This window comes from Acidovorax sp. GW821-FHT10E03 (assembly GCF_059415205.1).
In genome coordinates, this window is record NZ_JBWKMU010000013.1 from 188,330 (window position 1) to 208,812 (window position 20,483).

At 65.0% G+C, this 20,483-nt stretch carries 19 protein-coding genes; 6 read left to right on the forward strand and 13 right to left on the reverse strand.

Going from position 1 to position 20,483, the window contains the following annotated elements:
• Positions 1-223 precede the first annotated feature (223 nt).
• The 5 genes from parA to AC07OD_RS22480 all read left to right on the forward strand — a co-directional run bounded on the left by parA (position 224) and on the right by AC07OD_RS22480 (position 4,642).
• Complete coding sequence (gene parA / locus AC07OD_RS22460) at positions 224-871, forward strand: ParA family partition ATPase (RefSeq protein ID WP_494598051.1); 648 nt, start codon at positions 224-226, stop codon at positions 869-871.
• On the forward strand, positions 868-1,131 hold the full coding sequence (locus AC07OD_RS22465; RefSeq protein WP_494598052.1) for a ribbon-helix-helix protein: 264 nt from the start codon (positions 868-870) through the stop codon (positions 1,129-1,131). Before parA ends, AC07OD_RS22465 begins: the two co-directional genes overlap by 4 nt.
• Positions 1,128-1,670: a DUF2840 domain-containing protein gene (locus AC07OD_RS22470; protein ID WP_494598053.1), complete on the forward strand. Its 543-nt coding sequence runs from the start codon at positions 1,128-1,130 to the stop codon at positions 1,668-1,670. Before AC07OD_RS22465 ends, AC07OD_RS22470 begins: the two co-directional genes overlap by 4 nt.
• Positions 1,667-2,212, forward strand: a complete 546-nt coding sequence (locus AC07OD_RS22475; protein ID WP_494598054.1) for a S26 family signal peptidase — start codon at positions 1,667-1,669, stop codon at positions 2,210-2,212. The genes AC07OD_RS22470 and AC07OD_RS22475 overlap by 4 nt, the downstream gene beginning before the upstream one ends.
• A gap of 489 nt (positions 2,213-2,701) precedes the next feature.
• Positions 2,702-4,642, forward strand: coding sequence for a DUF3363 domain-containing protein (locus AC07OD_RS22480; RefSeq protein WP_494598055.1), 1,941 nt, complete (start codon positions 2,702-2,704; stop codon positions 4,640-4,642).
• A 158-nt stretch (positions 4,643-4,800) separates the two neighbouring features.
• On the opposite strand, the gene AC07OD_RS22485 is transcribed toward AC07OD_RS22480, so the two are convergent.
• From AC07OD_RS22485 to pruA, 13 genes are all read right to left on the reverse strand, one after another.
• A complete protein-coding gene (locus AC07OD_RS22485) occupies positions 4,801-5,265 on the reverse strand; it encodes a VOC family protein (RefSeq protein ID WP_494598056.1) in 465 nt (154 codons plus the stop codon).
• 11 nt (positions 5,266-5,276) lie between these two features.
• A complete protein-coding gene (locus tag AC07OD_RS22490) occupies positions 5,277-6,095 on the reverse strand; it encodes an NAD(P)H-dependent oxidoreductase (RefSeq protein ID WP_494598057.1) in 819 nt (272 codons plus the stop codon).
• Positions 6,096-6,376: 281 nt separating this feature from the next.
• On the reverse strand, positions 6,377-7,132 hold the full coding sequence (locus AC07OD_RS22495) for an AraC family transcriptional regulator (protein ID WP_494598106.1): 756 nt from the start codon (positions 7,130-7,132) through the stop codon (positions 6,377-6,379).
• Positions 7,133-7,237: 105 nt separating this feature from the next.
• The gene (locus AC07OD_RS22500; RefSeq protein ID WP_494598058.1) at positions 7,238-8,104 is read right to left on the reverse strand and encodes an NAD(P)-binding domain-containing protein; all 867 of its coding nucleotides are present in this window, start codon (positions 8,102-8,104) and stop codon (positions 7,238-7,240) included.
• Between the two features lie 21 nt (positions 8,105-8,125).
• Entirely contained in the window at positions 8,126-9,088 is a 963-nt protein-coding gene (locus tag AC07OD_RS22505; RefSeq protein WP_494598059.1) for a Bug family tripartite tricarboxylate transporter substrate binding protein, read from the reverse strand.
• A gap of 22 nt (positions 9,089-9,110) precedes the next feature.
• The gene (locus tag AC07OD_RS22510; RefSeq protein ID WP_494598060.1) at positions 9,111-9,926 is read right to left on the reverse strand and encodes a crotonase/enoyl-CoA hydratase family protein; all 816 of its coding nucleotides are present in this window, start codon (positions 9,924-9,926) and stop codon (positions 9,111-9,113) included.
• 10 nt (positions 9,927-9,936) lie between these two features.
• Positions 9,937-11,418: a class I adenylate-forming enzyme family protein gene (locus AC07OD_RS22515; protein ID WP_494598061.1), complete on the reverse strand. Its 1,482-nt coding sequence runs from the start codon at positions 11,416-11,418 to the stop codon at positions 9,937-9,939.
• Positions 11,415-12,557 (reverse strand): acyl-CoA dehydrogenase family protein, encoded by a 1,143-nt coding sequence (locus tag AC07OD_RS22520; protein ID WP_494598062.1) that lies wholly within the window; start codon positions 12,555-12,557, stop codon positions 11,415-11,417. The genes AC07OD_RS22515 and AC07OD_RS22520 overlap by 4 nt, the downstream gene beginning before the upstream one ends.
• Positions 12,558-12,566: 9 nt before the next feature.
• The gene (locus AC07OD_RS22525; protein WP_494598063.1) at positions 12,567-13,451 is read right to left on the reverse strand and encodes an amidohydrolase family protein; all 885 of its coding nucleotides are present in this window, start codon (positions 13,449-13,451) and stop codon (positions 12,567-12,569) included.
• A gap of 39 nt (positions 13,452-13,490) precedes the next feature.
• The gene (locus AC07OD_RS22530; protein ID WP_494598064.1) at positions 13,491-14,780 is read right to left on the reverse strand and encodes a Glu/Leu/Phe/Val family dehydrogenase; all 1,290 of its coding nucleotides are present in this window, start codon (positions 14,778-14,780) and stop codon (positions 13,491-13,493) included.
• A 28-nt stretch (positions 14,781-14,808) separates the two neighbouring features.
• The gene (locus tag AC07OD_RS22535) at positions 14,809-15,972 is read right to left on the reverse strand and encodes an NAD(P)/FAD-dependent oxidoreductase (RefSeq protein ID WP_494598065.1); all 1,164 of its coding nucleotides are present in this window, start codon (positions 15,970-15,972) and stop codon (positions 14,809-14,811) included.
• Between the two features lie 7 nt (positions 15,973-15,979).
• Positions 15,980-17,182, reverse strand: coding sequence for a pyridoxal phosphate-dependent aminotransferase (locus AC07OD_RS22540; RefSeq protein ID WP_494598066.1), 1,203 nt, complete (start codon positions 17,180-17,182; stop codon positions 15,980-15,982).
• A 36-nt stretch (positions 17,183-17,218) separates the two neighbouring features.
• Positions 17,219-18,769 carry an L-glutamate gamma-semialdehyde dehydrogenase gene (gene pruA, locus AC07OD_RS22545; RefSeq protein ID WP_494598067.1) on the reverse strand — a complete coding sequence of 517 codons (1,551 nt, stop codon included), beginning with the start codon at positions 18,767-18,769 and terminating at the stop codon, positions 17,219-17,221.
• Between the two features lie 557 nt (positions 18,770-19,326).
• On the opposite strand from pruA, the gene AC07OD_RS22550 reads away from it, so the two are divergent.
• Positions 19,327-20,433: a branched-chain amino acid ABC transporter substrate-binding protein gene (locus AC07OD_RS22550; RefSeq protein WP_494598068.1), complete on the forward strand. Its 1,107-nt coding sequence runs from the start codon at positions 19,327-19,329 to the stop codon at positions 20,431-20,433.
• Positions 20,434-20,483 lie beyond the last annotated feature (50 nt).

The window sequence follows — 20,483 nt, forward strand, 5'->3', positions numbered from 1 at the left end:
CCGGCGCGGGAGTCGGGAGATCACCGGCGCCGCTATCGGGAGATCACCGGCGCAAAACCTCGCGCAGGCCGCGCCCAGCAACGGTTTGGGTCGTCCTTAACTTTTATACATAACTGGGACTAACTTGATGAATAAAAGAAGAGAGGTCAGCGCCGCTGCTCAAAAAACGGGCATCGCCTCATCCGACGCGGCAGAAAGCCGCTTTCCAGAAAGGCAATCCGGCTTGGTCGGCAAGGTCATCGCGCTGCTCAACCAGAAAGGCGGCGCGGGCAAGACCACGCTCGCCACGCACTTGGCGGGCGAGCTGGCAATGCAGGGAAGGCGCGTCACGCTGCTCGATGCCGATCCGCAGGGCTCGGTCCTGGACTGGGCACAAAGAAGGCTGCAAAGCGGCCAGGAACGGCTCTACGGGGTGTTCGGGCTGGCGAGGGATACGTTGCACCGGGAAGTGCCGCAGATCGCGCTGGAGGCTGATTACGTCGTCATCGACGGGCCGCCCAGGGTCGCGGCGCTCGCGCGCTCCGCGCTGCTGGCCGCGGACCTGGTGCTGATTCCGGTGCAGCCCAGTGCCTACGACGTGTGGGCGACGCAGGAGATGGTGAGTCTCATTGCCGAGGCCCGGGTCTTCCGCCCCGCATTGCGCGCGGCCTTCGTGATCAACCGGCGCGTGGTCGGGACCGTGATCGGGCGCGAGGCGCGGCAGGCACTGGCTGATCAGCCGTTTCCCGCACTGAGTTCCGAGATATCACAGCGCATCGCGTTCGCCGACAGCGTGGCCGCTGGGCGGCTGGTGAGCGAAGTCGCGCCGCAGTGCGCAGCTGCACGCGAGATCGCGGCGCTGGCGCAAGCCGTGCGGGAGGTGCTGGGATGACGGCGCCGGCGACACCGAAGATGCAGCACCGCGCACCCATCGGGCGCAGGCCCGCGGCGGATCCGGCCACGGCCTGGGTGCATCGCGAAGACAGCACCGCCACGCCGGCGAAGGCGGGGGTCTTCACCGCGCGGCTCACCATCGACGTGACGCCCGCGCTGCGCGGGCGCATCAAGGTGATCGCGTTCCAGCGCGGCATCACGGCCGCCGACATGCTGCGAGAACTGCTGGAGCGGGAGTTTGCGGAGGGCAAGGCATGAGCGCGCCGAGCATCGCTTCGGCGCGGCCTGCGCTGCAGGCAGTTCCGCAGTCACGGTTTCCGCGCGCGCCCGCACACATGAAGGTCTCGCTCGCCTTCGTCGAGCACCGAGTGAACGTGTACCTGCGCTTTGGGCAACCCGTGCGCGAGATCGTGCTGGACCGCTGGCGGCGCGTCGCGGTGCTCGCACCTGGGATGGTCTGCTGCCGCATCAAGTGGCTTGGCAACGACTACGGCACGGCGCTCTGGCAGCTCATGGTGCTGCAGGCGCCGACGCCGATCGACGACACACAGCGCGACATCCAGCGGATTGCTGGCGTCTCGCCTGGCGCGCGCATCCTGCTGCGTGCCGATGGCGAGCCTGGCGTCAAGGTCGTGCTCACCGCCATCGATGCCATCGAACAGATCGGTATCGATCCGTGCGCGGTGGCGGCGACCTACTGGCGCATGGCCGGCAACCGGCTGGCTGCGCGCCAGCCGCTGCCGGCGTATACGGCCGAACGGCATGCGGCGCATCTCGCGCGTGGGGCGCTGCGATGAAGCCGATCATGGCGCCGGCCCTGCGCCGAACCCTGATTCTGGCCTGCATGGGTCTGGGCCTGGCGGCGCTGTGCGCGCCGGCCGTGGTGCCGATGCCTGTGCGCATCGTCTACAACGCCAGTGACAGCGTGGCGCGTGGCTGGTACCGCGTTGGCGGCATCGACAACGCAGCCCTGCTGCACGCTGGCAGCATCGTGCTGGCGCCGCTTCCCGCCGGCGTGGCCGCATTCGCGGCGCAGCGCGGCTATCTTCCGGCGGGCGTGCCTATCCTCAAACGCATTGGCGCCGTGGCGCCGCAGTTGGTGTGCGTTCGAGACCATGTGGTTCGCATCGATGGCGCGGCCGTGGCAACGGCTCGGACACACGACGGCGTGCGCCGCCCGTTGCCGGCTTGGTCGCCGTGCCGGCCCCTCGCCGAGGGGGAGTTGTTCCTGCTCAGCGACACGCATCCGGCGTCGTTCGACAGCCGCTACTTCGGGCCCATTGCGGCGTCCGCAGTGGTCGGCATCGCGCGGCCGCTGTGGACTTGGGGCGCGCCATGAGCGGGTGTTCGGCACACCGTCCAGACGTGCGCCACGGTCGTGTCGCATCTGCGTCCGAACTGTCGCCGACCCCGCATTCACGCATGCACCGCGCCTGCACAGGTTCTGCGCCGCTGCTGCATCCAACCGTGCACGGGATGTACCGCCGAACGGTGGGTGAAGCCGTGCTTCGACCGCATTCCGACGTGCAGGGAGCCCGGCGCCAGCGTGCAGCGCCTGCTGCACCGCCGCTGCCCCTGGGGCAGCGTTGCGCACCCCGTGCGCGGCTGGCGGTGGGTCGGAGCCGGGAGCGGATGCGGGAGGCGGAGACGGAGGGCCAGATAAAGGGGGCGGCACGCCGCCACCCGCAAAGCCAGTCTGCACGTGGGGTGGGCGCGGCACGGCACCTGCTGGTGCCGGTGCTGCGCCAGTGCGCAATGCCGCTTCGCTGGGGCATTGCGCGCGTGCCGCTTCCGATCCATTGCGTCCCATTGCGCCGGAGTGCCCGCCATGGCCACGCGTAAGGAATCGGATGGCGACCGCTTCCGTGTTCGGCCGACGGCCCCGAAGTCCCGCGCGGGGCCGCGCCCGGAGCGCTTCGTGTCCCGGGTGCTCAAGGAAGTCTCGAAGGCCGGCGCCAAGGCGTCCGGCAAGCGGGTAGGGCGGCCCGCATCGACCTTTGGCCGGGGCCGCGTTGCCGCCGGCATGACAGGCAGTCGCCTGAGCGCGCATGCCCGGCGCGTCGTCATCAAGGCCCGCTTCGTGGTGCTCAGGAAAGCCGGCGCGAACTCGGTCTCCACCCATCTGCGCTACATCGAGCGCGACGGGGTGACGCGGGACGGGCAGCGCGGCCAGGCCTATGGCCCCGAAACCGATGCCGCCGACCTCCAGGCCTTCGAAGAGCGGGGCAGGGGAGACCGCCACCAGTTCCGCTTCATCGTCTCGGCCGAGGATGCGGTCGACCTGGAAGACCTGCGCGGCTTCACCCGGCAATTGATGCAGCGCATGGCGGTCGATCTGGAAACCCCGTTGGACTGGGTGGCTGTCGATCACTGGGACACCGACAACCCACACACCCACATCGTCCTGAATGGCCGGACCGCAGGCAAGGAGGCCCTGGTGATCGCGCCGGACTACATGGCGCACGGAATGCGCATGCGCGCCAGCGAGATCGCCACCGAATGGCTGGGCCCACGAAGCGAGACAGAGATCCTGCAAGGCTTGCAGCGCGAGGTCGGGCAGCAGCGGCTCACCGGCCTGGACCGAGCACTGCTGCGCCAGGCTGTGGCGGATACCGTCGACCTGATTGGCCGCCCCGAAGAACGGCACCGCCAGAACGTGCTGCGGGCGCGGCTGCAGCGGCTCGAAGCCATGGCGCTGGCCGAGCGGGTCGATGCCAACCGCTGGCGGCTGGCGCCGGACATGGCGCGAACGTTGACCGCCATGGGCGAGCGCGAGGACGTGCTGGACGTCATGCGCAGGGCGCTGAAGGGCCAGCAGCGTGAATGTGTGCTGGAGGGGGCCTCGACCATGCCTGTCATCGGACGCATCGCGGGCAAGGGCCTGGCCGACGAGCTGCACGACCGGGGCTATCTGGTGGTCGATGGCATCGATGGCCGGGCGCACTACCTAAGGCTACCGGCCGGCACCGATCTGTCGGCGTTACCGGTGGATGGCATCGTGGAGGCAAAGCCGCCGGGACGCGAGCGCGCCGTGGACCGCACCATCGCGGCAATCGCCCAGGACGGCATCTATAGGACCGCCGACCATCTGGCCCGACTGGAGCAGACGGCAGACCGCGATCCGCAGGCTACGGTCGACGTCCACATCCGCCGGCTCGAGGCGCTGCGCCGCGCCGGTATCGGGGAGCGCGTGACCGAAGGCGTCTGGCAGGTGCCGCTGGATCTGGTGCAGAAGGCCCAGCAGCATGACGCACAAACGGGCACGGGTTCCGCCATCGAACTGCGCTCGCATCTTCCCATCGACCAACAGGTGCGCGCTCTTGGTGCGACCTGGCTGGACAGGCAATTGATCGGAGAGGGCCGTGAACTTGCACCGCAGGGCTTTGGCGCGCAGGTCCGCGATGCAATGCACGGCCGCGCGAATTTCCTGGTTGAGCAAGGCTTGGCTGAGCGATCGGGTGCGCGCTTGGTTCTCGCGCGCAATCTGCTGTCCAGCATGCGTGACCGCGAACTGGCGACGGTCGGGCAGTCTCTGCAAGACCAGACCGGCAAGACCTATCGGCCGATGCAGGATGGACGGCGCGCCAGCGGTGTCTACCGCCGTTCCATCCAACTCGCAAGCGGGCGCTTCGCCATGCTCGATGACGGGATGGGCTTCAGCCTGGTGCCTTGGCGGCCGGGGATGGAGCAGCGACTGGGCCAGCAAGTGGATGCCACCGTACGTGGCGGGAGTTGGCAATTTGGACGGCAGCGGGGTAGATCCATTTGACGCCCAAGGAGCTGACTCATCGAACGTCGTGTGGTTTGGCCCCGCAATGAGAGTCCTCGCGCTACAGCTACCGTCGGCGTCAGCTTTTCGATCCGAGGGCGGCCGGCAAGTGAGTCATAATCAGTCGGCGGCGCTGAGTTTCAAGACAGTTGTGGCGATCAAATTCGCTTGTTGGCGCGGATCTCCAGGGTCACACCGGCGCCTTGCTGGCGCGTATTGAAGTAGGTGAATCCACCGCCGTCCTCCATGCGGCCTCGCATCCAAGGATCCAAGCCCATTTCCTTCGCATTCGCTTCCGCGTTCTCAATATCCGGGACGGTGAAGCCAAGGTGAAACACCCCTTCGCCGTGCGTATCGAGGAAGGCACGCTGAGGGCTGCCGCCTTCGCTGGGCTGGCACAGCTGGATCTGAACGTTGTCCAAGTTGCAGTAGCGATAGCGCAACTGCATGAATGCATCTTCATCCGGCACGCTGAGCTCGTTCCGGAAGATCTCGAGCGACGGGAACGCGCTCCATGGCCCGACGCCGAGCGATTCATAGTAGGTCACAGCGGCGTCGAGATCCTTTACGACGACGCAAACGTGGTGCAGAACGCGGAAGGGGCTCTCTTTGGCGGCGGACATGGTGGTTCTCCTCAGGTATGGAAGGGTGCGTTAACCGCGGCAGCGTGCTTTGCGAAGTCCTCGGCGGACTGCTCGAACGTTTGGCCGGAGCGTGGGTTCCATTGCACTCCGGAGCGAGCCGGGATGCCTGGTTTGAGGCGCTGGGTGTCGTCGTAGTCGCTCCAGGGGTGGAAGTAGAGAGGCTCGGTGCGCTCCAGCGAATGGAGCCGCTCACGGTAGGCATCGAGGTATGTCTTGCGTTCCGCATCCGATACGCGGGCAGGCATCCAGGCCGCGAACGGAGGAAGAACGGTGAAGCCGGTGTACGCGAGGGTCCCGTTGTGGATCGGCCAGAGCACGTGGTGCAGGTCCCCGTCGATGCCGTTGGGCTCGTATAGCGTCGATGCGGTGCCAGTGGTTATGCAAAGCATGGCCCGTTTGCCTTTGAAATGCCCTGACTCGTACTTGCGGCCCGTGGAATAGGCAAAACCGCGGCTGAAGACGCGATCCACCCAACCCTTGAGCATGGCCGGCATGGAGAACCACCACACGGGAAAGTGAAAGAGCACAAGGTCGGCCGCGGCAACCTTTGCCTGTTCGGCTTTTACGTCCGCGTGGTGGCTGTCGGTCGCAAACGCATGCTCCTGCTCGCGGGACAGGTCCAGGTAGTTCGCGTTCTTGCGCTCGCCCATGAAGTCGTCCGGCCCCAGGGCGGGGTTCCAGCCCATCTTGTACAGGTCGCTCACGACCACCTCGTGGCCTTGCTGCTGCAGGGTCTCGATCGCAACGTCTTTCAGGGCGCCGCTGAAGGAGGCCGGCTCGGGATGGGCAAAGACAATCAGGATGTTCATAGGTTCGATCTTTCAGAAAGCGTGCGAGTGAATTCTGCGATCTTGCGGCCCGCAGGGATAGACGGGTTCACTACGTGTTGTTGCGGAATTCTGCATAGTGATTTTCGCGGTGGATACGCAGAAATGGCTTTTCTTTCGCCATCAACGAGCGGATTACGGCAGGCGGATGTTCGGCAAGTCTCTGCAGACTCCCGCATAGCGGGAGGGCGCTGGGGTGGGCGTGGCCGGCCGCATCATTCGAGTGCGGCGAACTGCGGGCGGTATCAGTGCACGTCCCGCCATCACCCTTGCAGCTCCTTAGTGTTCACTCGATGCGAGAGACGGAACTGGGCGGGTGTCATGAGTGTGGCCGCGCGGAACTGACGCGTGAAGGCACTGTGGTCCGAGTAGCCGCACGCACCGGATATGTCGGTGATCGACAGACTAGTTTCATCGAGCAGCTGGCACGCCTTGTCGATGCGCTTTTTCATCAGCAGTTGTTTCGGGGTGATGTGGAAGACCTCGAACACCAAGCGTCCCAGTGTGTCGATCGACACGGAGGCATGCTCCGCGGCATCAGCGATCCTCACTGGCTGGTCGAGTCGCTGGTCGATGTAGTCCAGGAACTTAGCCAAGCGGTGGTAGCTGCGGTGTCGTTCGTTGGGGCGGGGAAGATCGCGCGACAGACCGGCGAGGCCAACCACCCGCGTCGCGCCATCGAGCAGCGGGAACTTCGAACTCAGACACCAGTAGCGCTCTCCTTTGTACGTCCGATAGAGCCGCAGCAACTCGCGGATCGGGTGCCCCGTACGGATCACATCCATGTCCTGGGCTAGGGTGCTGGAGCCGGTCACGGGGAACAGCTGATCCGCCGTCTTGCCTATTACGTCCGCCACCCCTCCAAGGCCACTGCGTTCGATCAACGTCTTGTTGACCCACAAATAGCGTCCCTCGGTGTCTTTGATATAGAAGAGGACATTGGGCAGTCCGTCAAAGAGCTCTTCCACGAGTCCTGGGGTCCGCACCAGCCATCCCAACGTCTGGGTTTCAATCCGCATCACGCCGTTGTCCTCCAAGTGACCTGCAAGGCACCCATGGTCTCTGCGCCGCCGCGCTCTTGATGGCAGCGCTGAGTGCCTGCACTTATGCCACTGGTATGGTAACTAGACGTATGCGGGCTGCCGCAGCAGCCATTCGAGCGCCTCGTCAATGGTCGGCTCGGCCTGCGCGGGCGTTTGGCGTTCCAGCCCCTGGATCGTCTGGGCGAATCGTTGCTGAACGCCTGGCAGTACGACCGACGGCAAGCCGTGTTTGGCCAGTTCGGCGGCGGCGTCCTGGACCTCATGAGCTCGGCGGCGTGCGTGGATGACGTGCGTCCGCACGAGCATGTCGATGAAAGTGCGCAGGGGCGTTTCGTCGATGTCGCGCAATTGCGCGTAGAGTTTTTCGCGGACGCCCTGCGCCTCGGCAGCCATCAGCAATTCGACACTCAGTGCCTCCATGCCTTTGGTGAAGACGCTGCGCAGGATTTTCAACGCGATTGCATCGCCGGCGGAACCGCCATCAATAACGCGGACTTTGCCATTCGCCCTGGCCAGCAGTTCGGCAAACTCCGTCGCTCCCTCCCCAGACGCCAGGAGCGGCGTTTTCTCAAGGCTGAGCGAGATGGCGCCCATGATCGCCACATCGACGTACCTGAACGATCGGTCGTTCGCTTGTTTGGCTGCTGTGCGCTTCGCGTCGGGGCTGGCCGTGGTCAGGTCGCAGACCGTCGTCCCAGGACGACCGTAGGCGAGGCACTGCTCGACGACCCCCAGTGCATGCGCCCCTGTGACGCAGGAGAGCACCCAGTCACAACCCGCGAGCCAGTCTCCGATGGAGGTCTGCACCGGCAGTTCCCAAGCGGTGGCCAGCTCAGTGGCCGCCGGGGCCGGCCGGGCATCGCACAAGATCAGTTCGTAGCCGCTGGCGTGAAGGGCCTTGGCGTAGCAGCGACCGACCTCGCCAAATCCAATGATTGCAATCTTCATAGTTTTTCTCCAGTGAGCGATTCAGTCCGTCTTCAGTCCCAGTTCTTTGGCCATGGCACCCAGCGCTTTCGTGTCCGAGCGCAATGCCTCCGAGAACCTCGCGCTTGTTCCTCCGAGGAGGGTTGCGCCGTCTGCCTCGAACGCGGCCTTTATGTCGGGAGAGCTCAGCGCGGCATTGATCTCCGCGTTCAGCCGCTCAACGATGGCAGTAGGTGTCTTCGCCGGTGCGAGCACGCCATACCAGCTCACGGTTTCGAAGCCCGGAAATCCGAGCTCCGCTACTGTAGGAACGTCCGGCAGGGCGGCCAGTCGCTTTGCCGAGGTGACGGCGAGTCCGCGCACCTTGCCGCCCTCGATGTGCGCGCGCAGCGTCGCGCTCGTACCGATCCAGAACGACAGGCGGCCGCCGATCAGATCGGGCAGGCCCTGGGCAATCCCCCGATAGGGAATGACATTGAATCGAACCCCGACTCCGGCGCGCCGCTGCAACTGCTCTATCGCCAAACGCGCGTTGGCGCTCGGAAAGCCGATGGCCACGGAGTCCGGCACCGCCCTGGCCATTGCCAAGCCTTGTGCCATCGACGCAGGACCGCCATTCGTGTTCGCCGCGAAGACGAAGGGATATGAAGCGACCAGGGCGATCGGGGCGAAATCCTTGATGGTGTCGTAAGGCAGGCGCTCGAACAGCGCCGGGTTGAGGGCCAAGTGATCTGTCAGCGTGAGCGCAAGCGTATAGCCGTCGGCGGGCGCTTTCGCGACTGCGTCGAGTGCGATGCTGCCGTTGGCGCCGCCACGGTTCTCGATGACGAAGCTGGCTTTCATCGTCTGCTCGAGCTTCTTGGTCAACGTGCGGGCAACGCGGTCCGCGCCACCGCCAGGCGGGAAGGGCACCACCAAGCGGATCGGTTTCTCAGGATAGGCATCTGCCGCCCATGCGTCAGGAGCGTTCATCCAACTGACGGCTGCGCAGGCCAGAGCGAGCATCGCTCGCCTCAGGATTCGATCTCTACGCATCAGTACTCCCTCGGCGCGCGCCTGTGCTCTTGGCCTTGCGGCGCGCCTCGAAGTCCTCGACCGCCGCACGATGCTCGGGCGTCTTGTGCAAGATGCTCTGATAGGCCGCCGACATCGCCAGCAGGGCATCTAGGCTTTGCTGCGGCGACTCGCGTAACAGCTTTTTCGTGAAGCGCAATGCGGGACCCGAGCGGGCCGCGATGCGCTCGGCCAGAGCGCGGGCCTCCTGCAGCAAGGCATCGGCCGGCACCACCTGGCTGACCAGCCCGATATCCAGCGCCTGCTGCGCCGTGAGTGCGTCACCCGTGAAGCTCATCTCGGCCGCTTTGGAGGCGCCGACGATACGCGGCAGTAGCCACGCACCGCCATCGCCCGGGACGATGCCGAAATGGATGAAGCTCTCGGCGAAAGTGGCGGTCTCTGCGGCGATGCGGATATCGCACATGCACGCAAGGTCGCAGCCCGCACCGAGTGCCGCGCCGTTGACCGCAGCGATGGTCGGAACCTCCAGGGCTGTGAGCAGGAGCGGCAGCCGCTGGATGCCGGACTGGTAGTCGGCAATGATCGTCTCGGCGGGCATAGCCGGGTCCATGCAGCGATGCATGGTGCTGATATTGCCGCCCGAGGAGAACGCAGGGCCCGCTCCGGTGACGATGACGACCTTGTCGCTGGGCGTGGCGTTGATTTCGGCACAGGCCGCGGCAAACTCCTCGACCGCGCTGTTGTCGGTGATGGCATTGCGCGTGGCCGGCTCCGACATCGTCAAGGTGACGATGCCGCCGGCGCGCTCGATGGTCAGGAACGACATCGTGGTCTCCTTACAGCTTCGCGACGTTGAGGCGCGGCTGTTCATTGAGCAGGCGCCGCTGGATCTTGCCGACTCCAGGGTCGCGCGGTAGCTGCGCGATGCGGATCAACTGGCCCGGGTGCATGTACTTGGGCAGGTCGGCCAGCGCCGAACGTACCTCGGCGTGATCTGCATCGGCGGCTGTGGTGTAGAGCACGACGTCGTGCCCCTTCGCGGGCGAGTCGACACGCCACAGCGCGAACTCGCCGAGCGATTTCGCCTGCTTGAGGCGGCTTTCGACGAAATCGATCGGCACGTATTCCCCGTTAATGCGGATCGATTCGCTGATCCGCTCGACGAAGACCAGGCGGCCATACTCGTCGAGGCGGCCGCGGTCGCCTGTGTGGAACCAGCCTTCGGCATCGGTCTGGGGCTCGATGCGACCGCCCTTGGCGTAGCCAGCGAACAGCGACTGCGGATGCTTGCCACGGACCCAGATCTCGCCGTCCTCGGCGATCTTGTGCTCGAAGTCGTGGCGGGCGCGGCCCGCAAGATGAGTGGCGCCTTCCACCGGGATGTCTTCGTCATCGGGGCGCAGCAGGCAGGCGTGGCACAGTCCGCCTGCTTCGGTGGAGCCGTAGCCGCCTACGCCGATTGGCACCTTGAACTGGCGCAGGAAGGCCGGGTCGCACAGGAAGCCGATGCGCACTTGGTGGCCCTTGGCGTCCTCGGTGGTGGTCTTGGCCTTGAGCAGGTTGGCCGGTGGCGCGTGGAGCACGAGTGTGGTCACGCCATGGGCTTTGACGTCGTGCCAGAAATCCGCCGCCGAGAACTTCTCGGTCGAGAGCAGCGCGGCGTGCGCAGTGAGGGCGCCAACGACGCCGTAGCCCATGGGGTTGATGTGGAACAGAGGCAGGGGGGCGCAGACAGTGTCCTGCGGCGACAGGGCGAGCGTGTCGGCAAAGAAGCGGCCCAAGCGCAAGAAGTAGTCGTGGCTCAGAGCGCAGAACTTGGGCCGCCCTGTGGTGCCCGAGGTGTGGATGTAGGCCGATATTTCGTCGGCGTCGCAATCCAGTCCCGATCCCGACGCCGCGCCTTGGCGGCCGTCGGTGCGCAACACCCGGATGGTGCTGTCCCAAGCGGGCTGCATGTCTATCTGGGTTTCGTTGCGCTCCGCAAGCGTGCCTGGATCGCGGCCGACCCAGAGGATTCCGCGCGGTGCGAGGTCATCAAGCATGGCCCCGAGAAGCTCATCGGGGTAGGCGGGGTTGATCAGCGCCGCCTGCAGGCCGGCGAACTGCGTGGCCATCCACGTGACCAGATAGGCGCCGCTGTTGTGGCCGATGACGGCGACGACGTCGCCACGCACGAGGCCGGCCTCGGCCAGGCGGTCCGCGACGGCGCGGGCGCGGTCGACGACGCGGTCCAGACGGTCCTGCTGGCGGAAAGTGCCGAACCCAGTGTGGGGAACGGCCGCGGCGGCTGAGGCGATGAGTTGAGCGACGTTGTTCATTTCAGTCCCTTGAGTTGTTCGTCCTTGAGGATCTGGTGCGCGATGTAGTTGCGCAGGATCTCGATCGAGCCGCCCGCGATGCGCAGCGTCTTCACTTCATAGAGCAGTTGACCCCAGGGCTTGTCGCGGTACAGGCCGTAGCCGCCCGTCAGCGCGAAGCAGTCGTTGGTGGTCTTCTCGGCGGCCTCGACGGCCAGCTTCTTCGCCAGGCTGGTGGCCATGGAGAACTCCTGGCCCTGCTTGACGAGATTGGCCGCGTGGTCGCGCGCGAGCGACGCGCCGTAGAGAGCGCTGTAGCAGTCGGCCAGGGTCCACTGGATGCCCTGAAAGTCGGTGACCTTGTTGGCGCCGACATCGCGCTGCTTGGCATAGTCGGTGGCTTCGGCCAATGCGCGGGTTGCGAAGCCGATCAATTCGGAGGCGTTGCCCAGGCGGCTGACGTTGAACGTGGACAGGAAGGTCTTCATGCCCTCGCCGGGCGCGCCCAGCAGCGCCGTGTCAGGCACACGGACGTCCTCGAAGATCATGTCGGCCGTGGGCAGGAAGCGGTAGCCCAGTGGATCGCTGTGGTGCCGCGTGACACCGGCAAGATCCGTGTCGACGAGGAAGGAGGTCAGTCCCGCTTCGGTCATCGCATAGACCAGCGTGACGTGACTCTCGGCGCCCAGGTTGATGTGAATCTTCTTGCCGTTGATGACCCAGTCGCCACCCTTGCGCACAGCCGTTGTGGAGAGCTTCTTCAGCGAGGAGCCGGCGCCTGGCTCGGAGATTGACTCCGAGAACACCAGCGAGCCTGCCACCATGCCCGGCAGATACTTCTGCTTCTGCTCTGGCGTGCCCCAATCGTTCATCCAGCGCATGCCCTGGATCTGCACCTGGCTAGACACCAGACCGTAGCGGCACATGGCTTCGGTAGTGAAGCAGTACTCGGGGGCGTCGCCCCCCTGGCCCCCCCATTCGATGGGCGTGATCACGCCGAGCAGCCCGCGAGTTCCCATGCGCCGGTAGGTCTCGGCTGGGAAGCGGCCGATGCGTTCGCACTCATCGAGCTCCTCACGGCACTCGGCGACCAGTTCCTTCACGGTGGCGATGGCTTGGTCGGCCCAGGTGGGATCTTTGAGCTGAAGAAGGATGTTCATGAGAGTCTCCTAAAAGCGGTCTTTGGGGGTGGTGGGGAAGTCGAACAACCGGGCGGGGTTGTCCACCAGCATTCGCTGCAGCGTGGCCGGGTCGGCACCGAACCAGCCGGCCAGCACGTTCAGCAGCTCGCCCGCATCGGGCATGAACGCGCACGCGACGTGCGGCCAGTCGCTGCCCCAGACCATGCGATCGGGACCCTCCTTGACCAGCATGCGGCCGCGTTCGGCCAGGCGCGCATCGTTAGCCTGGTCGGCCAAGCGGTAGGTGCCGGAAAGCTTGACCCAGGTGTCCCTCTCGACGACCAGCGCACGCAGCGCGCGCACCGGGGCGGCGTCGAGGCCAACGTCAGCGCGCAGGCTGGCCATGTGGTCAATGACGAGCCGGCAAGGCAGCGCCAGCAATGCGGGCTGGATGTCCGGAAGCAGATCACCATCGACCAGGATCTCGGCGTGCCAGCCCAGCGCGGCGAGGCGGGACGCGAGTTCGGTCATTGCCTTCAGGCCACCACCGCCACCGAGCATGACGTTGAAGCGCACGCCGCGGATACCCTGTGTGTGCAGTGTCTGCAGGTCGTTGTCGGCAATCGACGGGTCGACAACGGCGACGCCGCGCAAACGCTCCGGTGCCTGCGCGATGGCATCCACGACTGCCGCGTTGTCGGTTCCAAAGATGCTGGGCTGTACGACCACGCCGCGTTCTAATCCCAGAGCGTCCAGCATGGCCAGATGAACGGGCGCGGGCGCGGGCGCGGGCGTGTAGTTCGCACCCGGGACCAGCTTCCAGTTGCTCTCTGGAATGACGTGGGTGTGCGAGTCGCAGGCGCCGCGCGGCATCGCGAAACGCGGCTTCTGATAGACGGCGGGGGGCGGCAGGCTTCGAGTGGCGTTCAGCACGGCTGTCTCCTTTATGGTTCTGGTGTTTGTGGCTGGATGTCAGGGGTAAAGTCCCCGCTCTTCGTGCGCCATGAGGATTCGTTCGAACGCCACGGCATAGGTCGCCGTGCGCAAGGAGATCCGGTGCCGATCAGCGGTTTCCCAGATGCGGGTCAATGCGTTCAGCAGGATGCGGTCCAGTCGCGTGTTGATCTCCTGTTCGTCCCAGAAGAACGAGGAAAAGTCCTGCACCCATTCGAAGTAGCTCACCACGACGCCGCCGGCGTTGCAGATCACGTCCGGCACCAGGAGCACATCGCGCTCGGCGAGGATGTCGTCGGCCGCCGGCACTGTGGGGCCGTTGGCGCCCTCGAGCACGATGCGCGCTGTCACGCGGCGGGCACGGTCAGCAGTGAGCTGTCCCTCCAGCGCAGCTGGAATCAGGATGTCGCAGGGAACGTCCCAGAAGGATTCATCGTCGATGCACTCTCCGCACGCGGATCCGGCAATGCCGTCGCGGCCCGTCTTCGCGCGCAGTTGAGCAACGTCCAGGCCCTTTTCGTTGAACAGCGTGCCCGTGTGGTCCTGCACGGCAATCACTTTGGCGCCGGCTTCCGCAAACAACTCGGCAGCGACCGAACCCACGTTGCCGAAGCCCTGCACAGCGACCCTGGCGCCCTCCAGCCGCAGTCCCAGGCGTTGTGCTGCCTCTCGCCCGGTGACGAACACGCCGCGGCCCGTGGCCTTCACCCGCCCCAGCGATCCGCCCAGGTGGATCGGCTTGCCTGTCACAACGCCCGTGGCCGTGGCACCGTTGTTGATGGAATAGGTGTCCATCATCCAGGCCATGATCTGGGCGTTGGTGTTGACATCCGGAGCAGGGATGTCAATGTGCGGGCCAATGATCTTGCCGATCGCGCTCGTGTAGCGCCGCGTGACGCGTTCCAGTTCTGCGCGCGACAGCTTCCGCGGGTCGATCCGCACGCCTCCCTTGGCCCCGCCGTAGGGCACATTGACTGCGGCTGTCTTCACGGTCATCCAGGCAGCGAGCGCAGTGACCTCCTCAAGCGTGACGTCCGGGTGGAAACGCACGCCACCTTTGCCCGGACCCCGGGCCAGGCTGTGCTGCACGCGGTAACCCTCGAAATGGGCAATACGGCCATCGTCCATTTCGATGGGGACGTTCACCACCAGCGCCTGCTTGGGGCGCTTGAGGATGTCGACCCAGCGCGACAGCGTGCCGAGGTAGGGGGTAACACGATCAACCTGTGCGAGGTAGGTTCCCCAGGGACTGTCGGGCTTGGGCGCCATGTATGACAGCTCTGCATTGGTTTCAGTGGCTTGACTCATGTTTTGTTCCCAGCTTTTGGTCGAGCGGTCAATAGACCGCGTCCTCGACAATCAATTGACCGGTTTCGAGCCGTCGCGGCGACAGCGGCGAAAGATCGAGCGTCTGATATGCGCCGTGGGTCAGTAGCTCGGCCACGCCGCGCCCGACGCCGGCGCTGTGCATCAAACCGTGGCCACTAAAGCCCGTGGCCACGATGAAGTTGTCGGGCCCGATCTGGCCGACCAGGCCGTTGTGGTCCACCGTGTTGAATTCGTAGTAGCCCGCCCAGGCACGCTCCACGCGAAGTGCCTCGAATGAGGGGATGCGCTCGGCCAGGGTGGGCCAGATCACATCGTCGAAGAGCGAGAAATCGGGATCCAGGGGCAGGTCGTCGTGGTCGTTCTTCTCATCCGGAACCACAGAGCAGAGGAAGTGGTGTTGCTCTGGCCGGACGAAGGCACCCGAGGTGTCTATCAGGATCGGAAAGTCGGCGATCGGGGTCGGGCACGAGACGACGAAGATCGTGCGCCGCCTGGCACGCACCGGGATTTCCACCCCGACCGTGCGCGCCACGTTCGCAGACCAGGGGCCTCCCGCGTTGACGAACCGGTCGCCTTCGACGCGGCTGCCATCGGCCAGGATCGCGGCCACGACCTTGGATCCACGAGTCTCGAGTTGCACTACCTCGCCCATCACGTACTGCACGCCGCGGGCGCGAGCCCGACTGCGATACAGCTGCTGCAGCATGTAGCCGTCGAACCAACCTTCGCCAGCGTCGCCCACGGCCCCATAGGCGAGATCGTCGCAGCGCATCCAGGGGTAGCGTTCGGCCAATTCCTGAGGTGACAGCTCGAGGATGGAAACACCCAGCGCACGGTTGTCGCTCGCGCGCTGGCGTAGCGACGCAGCCTGGTCGTCGCGGCCCAGGAAGAGGTAGCCTCGCTCGTTCAGGCCGACCGCACCGCCGGGCACGCCTGCTTCGTCGGCGCAGGAGCGCATGAACTCCCAGCCGAACTGGGACAACTGCACGCTCACCGGGGTGGAGAACTGTTGCCGGATCGAACTGGCCGACAGGCTCGAGGAGGCCGTCTGGTAGGTTGGATCGCGTTCGATGACTGTGATGCGGTCGCCTGGCGCGGACATGGAGGAAAGAAAGCAGGCGGTGGCCGACCCGATGCCGCCGCCGCCGATGATGATGGTGTGCTGGCTCATGGTGGAATCAGGAGAGAGCGCTGACAGCCCGCGAGATGCGTTTGACGGCTTCGTCAAGCTGGGCGATGCCCGCCGCATACGACACGCGGAAATACGGCGAGTGCAGGAACCCGGTGCCAGACACGACGGCCACCTGGGCTTCGTCCAGCAGATAGCGCACGAAGTCCCGGTCCGTCGAGAGAACCTGGCCCGAGGGCGTGCGCCGTCCCATCAGCGCGTGGCAGGACACGTAGACATAGAAGGCGCCGTCTGGCAGATCGACTTCGAGCCCCGGTACTTTGTGCAGCGCGTCGACGATGAAATCGCGGCGCTCGCGGAAGGCGAGTCGGAAGGTCCGGACACAGGATTGGTCGCCCGTCAGTGCCTCCACCGCCGCGAACTGCGCGATCGCGTTGGCGTTGTTGGTGCTCTGGCCCTGAACCAGGGTCATCGCCTTGACCAGCTCGCGCGGCCCGACGGCATAGCCGATGCGCCAGCCAGTCATGCAGTAGACCTTGGACACACCGTTGATCACGAGCGTGCGTGGCTGCAGTTCCGGCAGCACCTGCAGGATGTTGGTGAAAGGTTCGCTGCCGTAGACGAGCTTCTCGTAGATGTCGTCCGTCAGCACCCAGACCTGAGGATGGCGCCGAAGCACCTCGCTCAGCGCCTTCAGTTCGGCGCGCGAATAGACCGCGCCCGTCGGGTTGGATGGAGAGTTCAGCATCAGCCACTTGGTGCGCGGCGTGATAGTGGCCTCCAACTGTGCGGGTGTCAGTTTGAAGCCTGCTTCGCGTGGGCACTCGACGACGATCGGTGTGCCACCCGTGAGCTTGACGATCTCGGGATAGGACACCCAGCAAGGAGCCGGAACCACCACCTCATCGCCGGGGTTCAGTGTCGCGAAGAAGGCGTTGAATATCGCCTGCTTCGCGCCCGCTGTGATGCTCACGTCGTCCGCGGCGTAGTGGAGCCCATGGTCGGCCAGCATCTTGGCGGCCACCGCTTCGCGCAGGGGCAGGACGCCCGCAGCCTCGGTGTAGCGGGTCTTGCCGTCCCGCATGGCTTGCATGGCAGCCTGCTGGATGTGCTCCGGTGTATCGAAATCCGGCTCGCCCTGCGACAGGGAGATCACGTCCAGTCCCTGGCGGCGGAGAGCGGCGGCTCTGGCCGCCATCTCCATGGTTTCCGCGGGAGCGATGGCGCCGAGCCTGGTGGCAATGAAGCCCATGATGTGTGGTCCCTTGTTCTTGTTGTGGGTGGTGCTTCAGAGGCGTTCCGCGACCGACTTCATCTGCAGGAACTGCAGCAGATAGTCGGGGCCGCCCGTCTTCGTGTCGGTACCGGTCAGGTTGAAGCCGCCGAAGGGCTGTACGCCGGCCAGCGCACCGGTGCACTTGCGGTTGAAGTACAGGTTGCCCACGTGGAAGTCACGGCGAGCGATCTCGATACGGGCACGGTCGCGGGAGTACAGCGCGCCCGTCAGGCCGTAGACCGTGTTGTTGGCCACCGCCATGCCCTCGGTGAAATCCTTGACGCGGATGGCCGCAACCACCGGGCCGAACACTTCTTCCTGTGCCAAGCGGGCGTTGGGAGCGATGTCGCCGAAGACCGTCGGCTGGATGAAGAAGCCCTCGCCATCCAACCGCTCGCCGCCGACCAGCAATTTGCCTTCGCTGCGGCCGATATCCAGGTACTCGCGCACCTTGGCGTCTTGCGCGGCGTTGCAGACGGGGCCGAGGTCCGGGTTCTGCTCAGCTGGCGCGAGGCTGAGCTTCTTGGTGCGCTCCACGACGCGTTCGAGGAGCGCGTCGTAGACGCTGTCGACGACGATCAGGCGCGAGCAGGCGGAGCACTTCTGACCCTGGTAGCCATAGGCGCCCTGGATGACGCCCAGGGCGGCCGCGTCCAGGTCGGCGGTTTCGTCCACGAGAATGGCATCCTTGCCGCCCAGTTCGAGGAACACGCGCTTGAACCAGCGCTGGCCTTCGACAACCTTGGCGGCAGCCTCGTTGATGCGTTTGCCGGTCGCCAGGCTGCCGGTGAAGTTGATGAAGCGGGTGCGCGGATGCTCGACGAGGTAGGAGCCGATCTCGGCGCCGACGCCGGGAAGGTAGTTCACGACACCGGGTGGCAGGCCCGCTTCTTCGAAGATGTCGAAGACCTTGGACAGCGACACGATGGTGTCTTCTGCCGGCTTGCAGACCACCGTGTTGCCGACGACGATGGCGCCGACGGTCATCCCGGTCATCAGCGCCATCGGGAAGTTCCACGGTGCGATCGTGAGGCCGGCGCCGAGCGGGATGTAGAAGCTGTGGTTCTCTTCGCCCGGATAGGCGTTCAGGTGGCCGAGCCCGCCGACGTGGCGCATAGCCTGGCGTGCGTAGTACTCGGTGAAGTCGATCATCTCGGCGACTTCGGCGCTCGCCTCGACGTAGTTCTTGCCGATCTCATAGACCAGCCAGGCTTCGAGTTCGCGCTTGCGGCGACGCATGATCGCAGCGGCCTTGAGCAACACGCGCGAACGGTCTTCCTGCTTCCACAGCTTCCAGGAGTCGAAGGCCGCCCAGGCCGCATTGAGGGCGGCATCGGCATGCTCTCGCGTGGCGCGTGCTGTCTTGCCGACGACTTCGCTTGGGGCGGATGGGTTCGTGGAAGTCAGCGTCGCGTCGGTCAACACCTTCTTGCCTCCGATCACCATCGGATAGGTCTTACCAAACTCGGCGCGTACGCCGCGCAAGGCTGCCTTCATCTCTTCCACGGCGGCAGGCGTCGTAAAGGTTTCGAACGGTTCGTTGGCGTAGGGAAGGAGGTGCATTGAGAAGCTCCGGATAGAGGTTGAAGAGTCTCCGGATGGGCCGTTCCTGTAGCCGTCCGGAATGATGAAAGTGTCGTCATCCGGAGCGTTGGAGTCTCGCTTCTTTGAAGGTGCAAATATGCGGAAAACGGCATAGTCAAGAAGTCGGTGTGCTGTGCGACAGTCCGCAGATGTTTCTGGTTCGAAGTAGCAATTCAGGGTACGAGTCGGCGCTGAGGAAAGGTGCATCCACGCGCACGTAGGTCGCGGCTCGAAGGCGCTTATGCATCGAGGATCACCAATAGATAGTGGGGGTGAAGAGAAATTTCGGATGACGGATGCGCCGATGGATGCGCGGATTTCTGTCATGGATCCGGTAGCTGAGGCACCTTGGGCTCGGGAAAACCCGAGCATGTCTGTGCGGATTCCCGCAGAACTGCGGCGATAAAGCCGCAAGACGTTCAGCCTTCCGGAACGCAGAATTTTGCCTAGTGAGGTCGACCTCCAGGGCCGAGAGTTCTGGGGGCGTCTCGCTGACAACAACCCGCCGCCGCAACGGCATTCACCGGAGACGTTCCATGCATTTTTCTCAGCGCGCTACTGTCTGCTTTTCTTTTGCCTTGAGTGCCTTCTTGGCGTCCCCCAACGCCAGTGCCGATATCCTGATCGGTGTTGCCGGCCCCATGTCGGGCCAGTACGCCTCGGGTGGCGAGCAGATGCGCAACGGTGTGGAGGCGGCGGTCGCCGCGATCAATGCGGCTGGCGGCGTGTTGGGCCAGAAGCTGAAGGTCGAGGTGGGCGATGACGCCTGCGATCCCAAGCAGGCCGTGGCGGTCGCTAATGCGATGGTGAACAAGAAGGTCTCGGCGATCGTGGGGCACTACTGCTCGAGTTCCACGATCCCGGCCTCCGAGGTCTACAACGAGGCGCAGATTCCGATGATCACGATCTCGACCAACGGGAAGGTGACCGACCGTGGCTTGAAGAACGTGTTCCGTCTCACGGGGCGCGATGATCAAGAGGGCGTCGTGGCTGCCGAGTACCTCGTCAAGAACTTCGCCGGGAGGAAGATCGCCGTCATCGATGACAAGAGCGCCTTCGGCAAGGGACAGGCAGACATCGTCGCGAAGTACTTGGCTGATCATAAGAACGCACCTGTCCTGCGCGAGTCAATCACGGCGGGCGAAAAGGACTACACCGCCCTGATCTCCAAGCTGAAGGCTGGCGGCGTCGGTACCTTGTTCTACGGCGGCTACTACACCGAGTTGGGCCTGATCCTGCGCCAAGCCGCGCAGGGCGGGCTGAAGCTCGCCGTGATGAGTGGCAACACGTCAACCAGCGCCGAACTCGTCACCGCAGCGGGTTCGGCCATTGACGGCCTGCTGTTCACCTTCTATCCCGACGCTCGCAAGAATCCGGCTTCTGCCGAGATCGTCAAACGCTTTCGCGATAGCAAGATCGAGCCGGATGGCTACGTTCTGTTCTGCTATGCCGCAGTGCAGGTCTATGCCCAAGCGCTGCAGAAGGCCGGCAGCCTGAAGTACCCCGATGTTCAGAAGGCGCTGGCTGGCGGCGGTTTCAACACCGTGCTCGGGAAGGTGGAGTTCGATTCCAAGGGCGATCCCAAAAATCCCGGCTTCGTGGTTTACCAGTGGAAGGGGAACCAGTACGACCTGGCCGAGTGACAAGCGGAGCGGGGCACGCTTCTGGCGGTGCCCTGCTCGCTCGTGATCCA

Coding starts and splice junctions, on each gene's coding strand:
- AC07OD_RS22495 (WP_494598106.1), bottom strand. CDS start 7,132: ATGCGGATTGAAACCCAGACGTTGGGATGGCTGGTGCGGACCCCAGGA.
- pruA (WP_494598067.1), bottom strand. CDS start 18,769: ATGCACCTCCTTCCCTACGCCAACGAACCGTTCGAAACCTTTACGACG.
- AC07OD_RS22520 (WP_494598062.1), bottom strand. CDS start 12,557: ATGAACATCCTTCTTCAGCTCAAAGATCCCACCTGGGCCGACCAAGCC.
- AC07OD_RS22470 (WP_494598053.1), top strand. CDS start 1,128: ATGAGCGCGCCGAGCATCGCTTCGGCGCGGCCTGCGCTGCAGGCAGTT.
- AC07OD_RS22465 (WP_494598052.1), top strand. CDS start 868: ATGACGGCGCCGGCGACACCGAAGATGCAGCACCGCGCACCCATCGGG.
- AC07OD_RS22475 (WP_494598054.1), top strand. CDS start 1,667: ATGAAGCCGATCATGGCGCCGGCCCTGCGCCGAACCCTGATTCTGGCC.
- AC07OD_RS22540 (WP_494598066.1), bottom strand. CDS start 17,182: ATGGGCTTCATTGCCACCAGGCTCGGCGCCATCGCTCCCGCGGAAACC.
- AC07OD_RS22515 (WP_494598061.1), bottom strand. CDS start 11,418: ATGAACAACGTCGCTCAACTCATCGCCTCAGCCGCCGCGGCCGTTCCC.
- AC07OD_RS22500 (WP_494598058.1), bottom strand. CDS start 8,104: ATGAAGATTGCAATCATTGGATTTGGCGAGGTCGGTCGCTGCTACGCC.
- AC07OD_RS22485 (WP_494598056.1), bottom strand. CDS start 5,265: ATGTCCGCCGCCAAAGAGAGCCCCTTCCGCGTTCTGCACCACGTTTGC.
- AC07OD_RS22530 (WP_494598064.1), bottom strand. CDS start 14,780: ATGAGTCAAGCCACTGAAACCAATGCAGAGCTGTCATACATGGCGCCC.
- AC07OD_RS22480 (WP_494598055.1), top strand. CDS start 2,702: ATGGCCACGCGTAAGGAATCGGATGGCGACCGCTTCCGTGTTCGGCCG.
- AC07OD_RS22510 (WP_494598060.1), bottom strand. CDS start 9,926: ATGTCGTTCCTGACCATCGAGCGCGCCGGCGGCATCGTCACCTTGACG.
- AC07OD_RS22490 (WP_494598057.1), bottom strand. CDS start 6,095: ATGAACATCCTGATTGTCTTTGCCCATCCCGAGCCGGCCTCCTTCAGC.
- AC07OD_RS22550 (WP_494598068.1), top strand. CDS start 19,327: ATGCATTTTTCTCAGCGCGCTACTGTCTGCTTTTCTTTTGCCTTGAGT.
- AC07OD_RS22535 (WP_494598065.1), bottom strand. CDS start 15,972: ATGAGCCAGCACACCATCATCATCGGCGGCGGCGGCATCGGGTCGGCC.
- AC07OD_RS22505 (WP_494598059.1), bottom strand. CDS start 9,088: ATGCTCGCTCTGGCCTGCGCAGCCGTCAGTTGGATGAACGCTCCTGAC.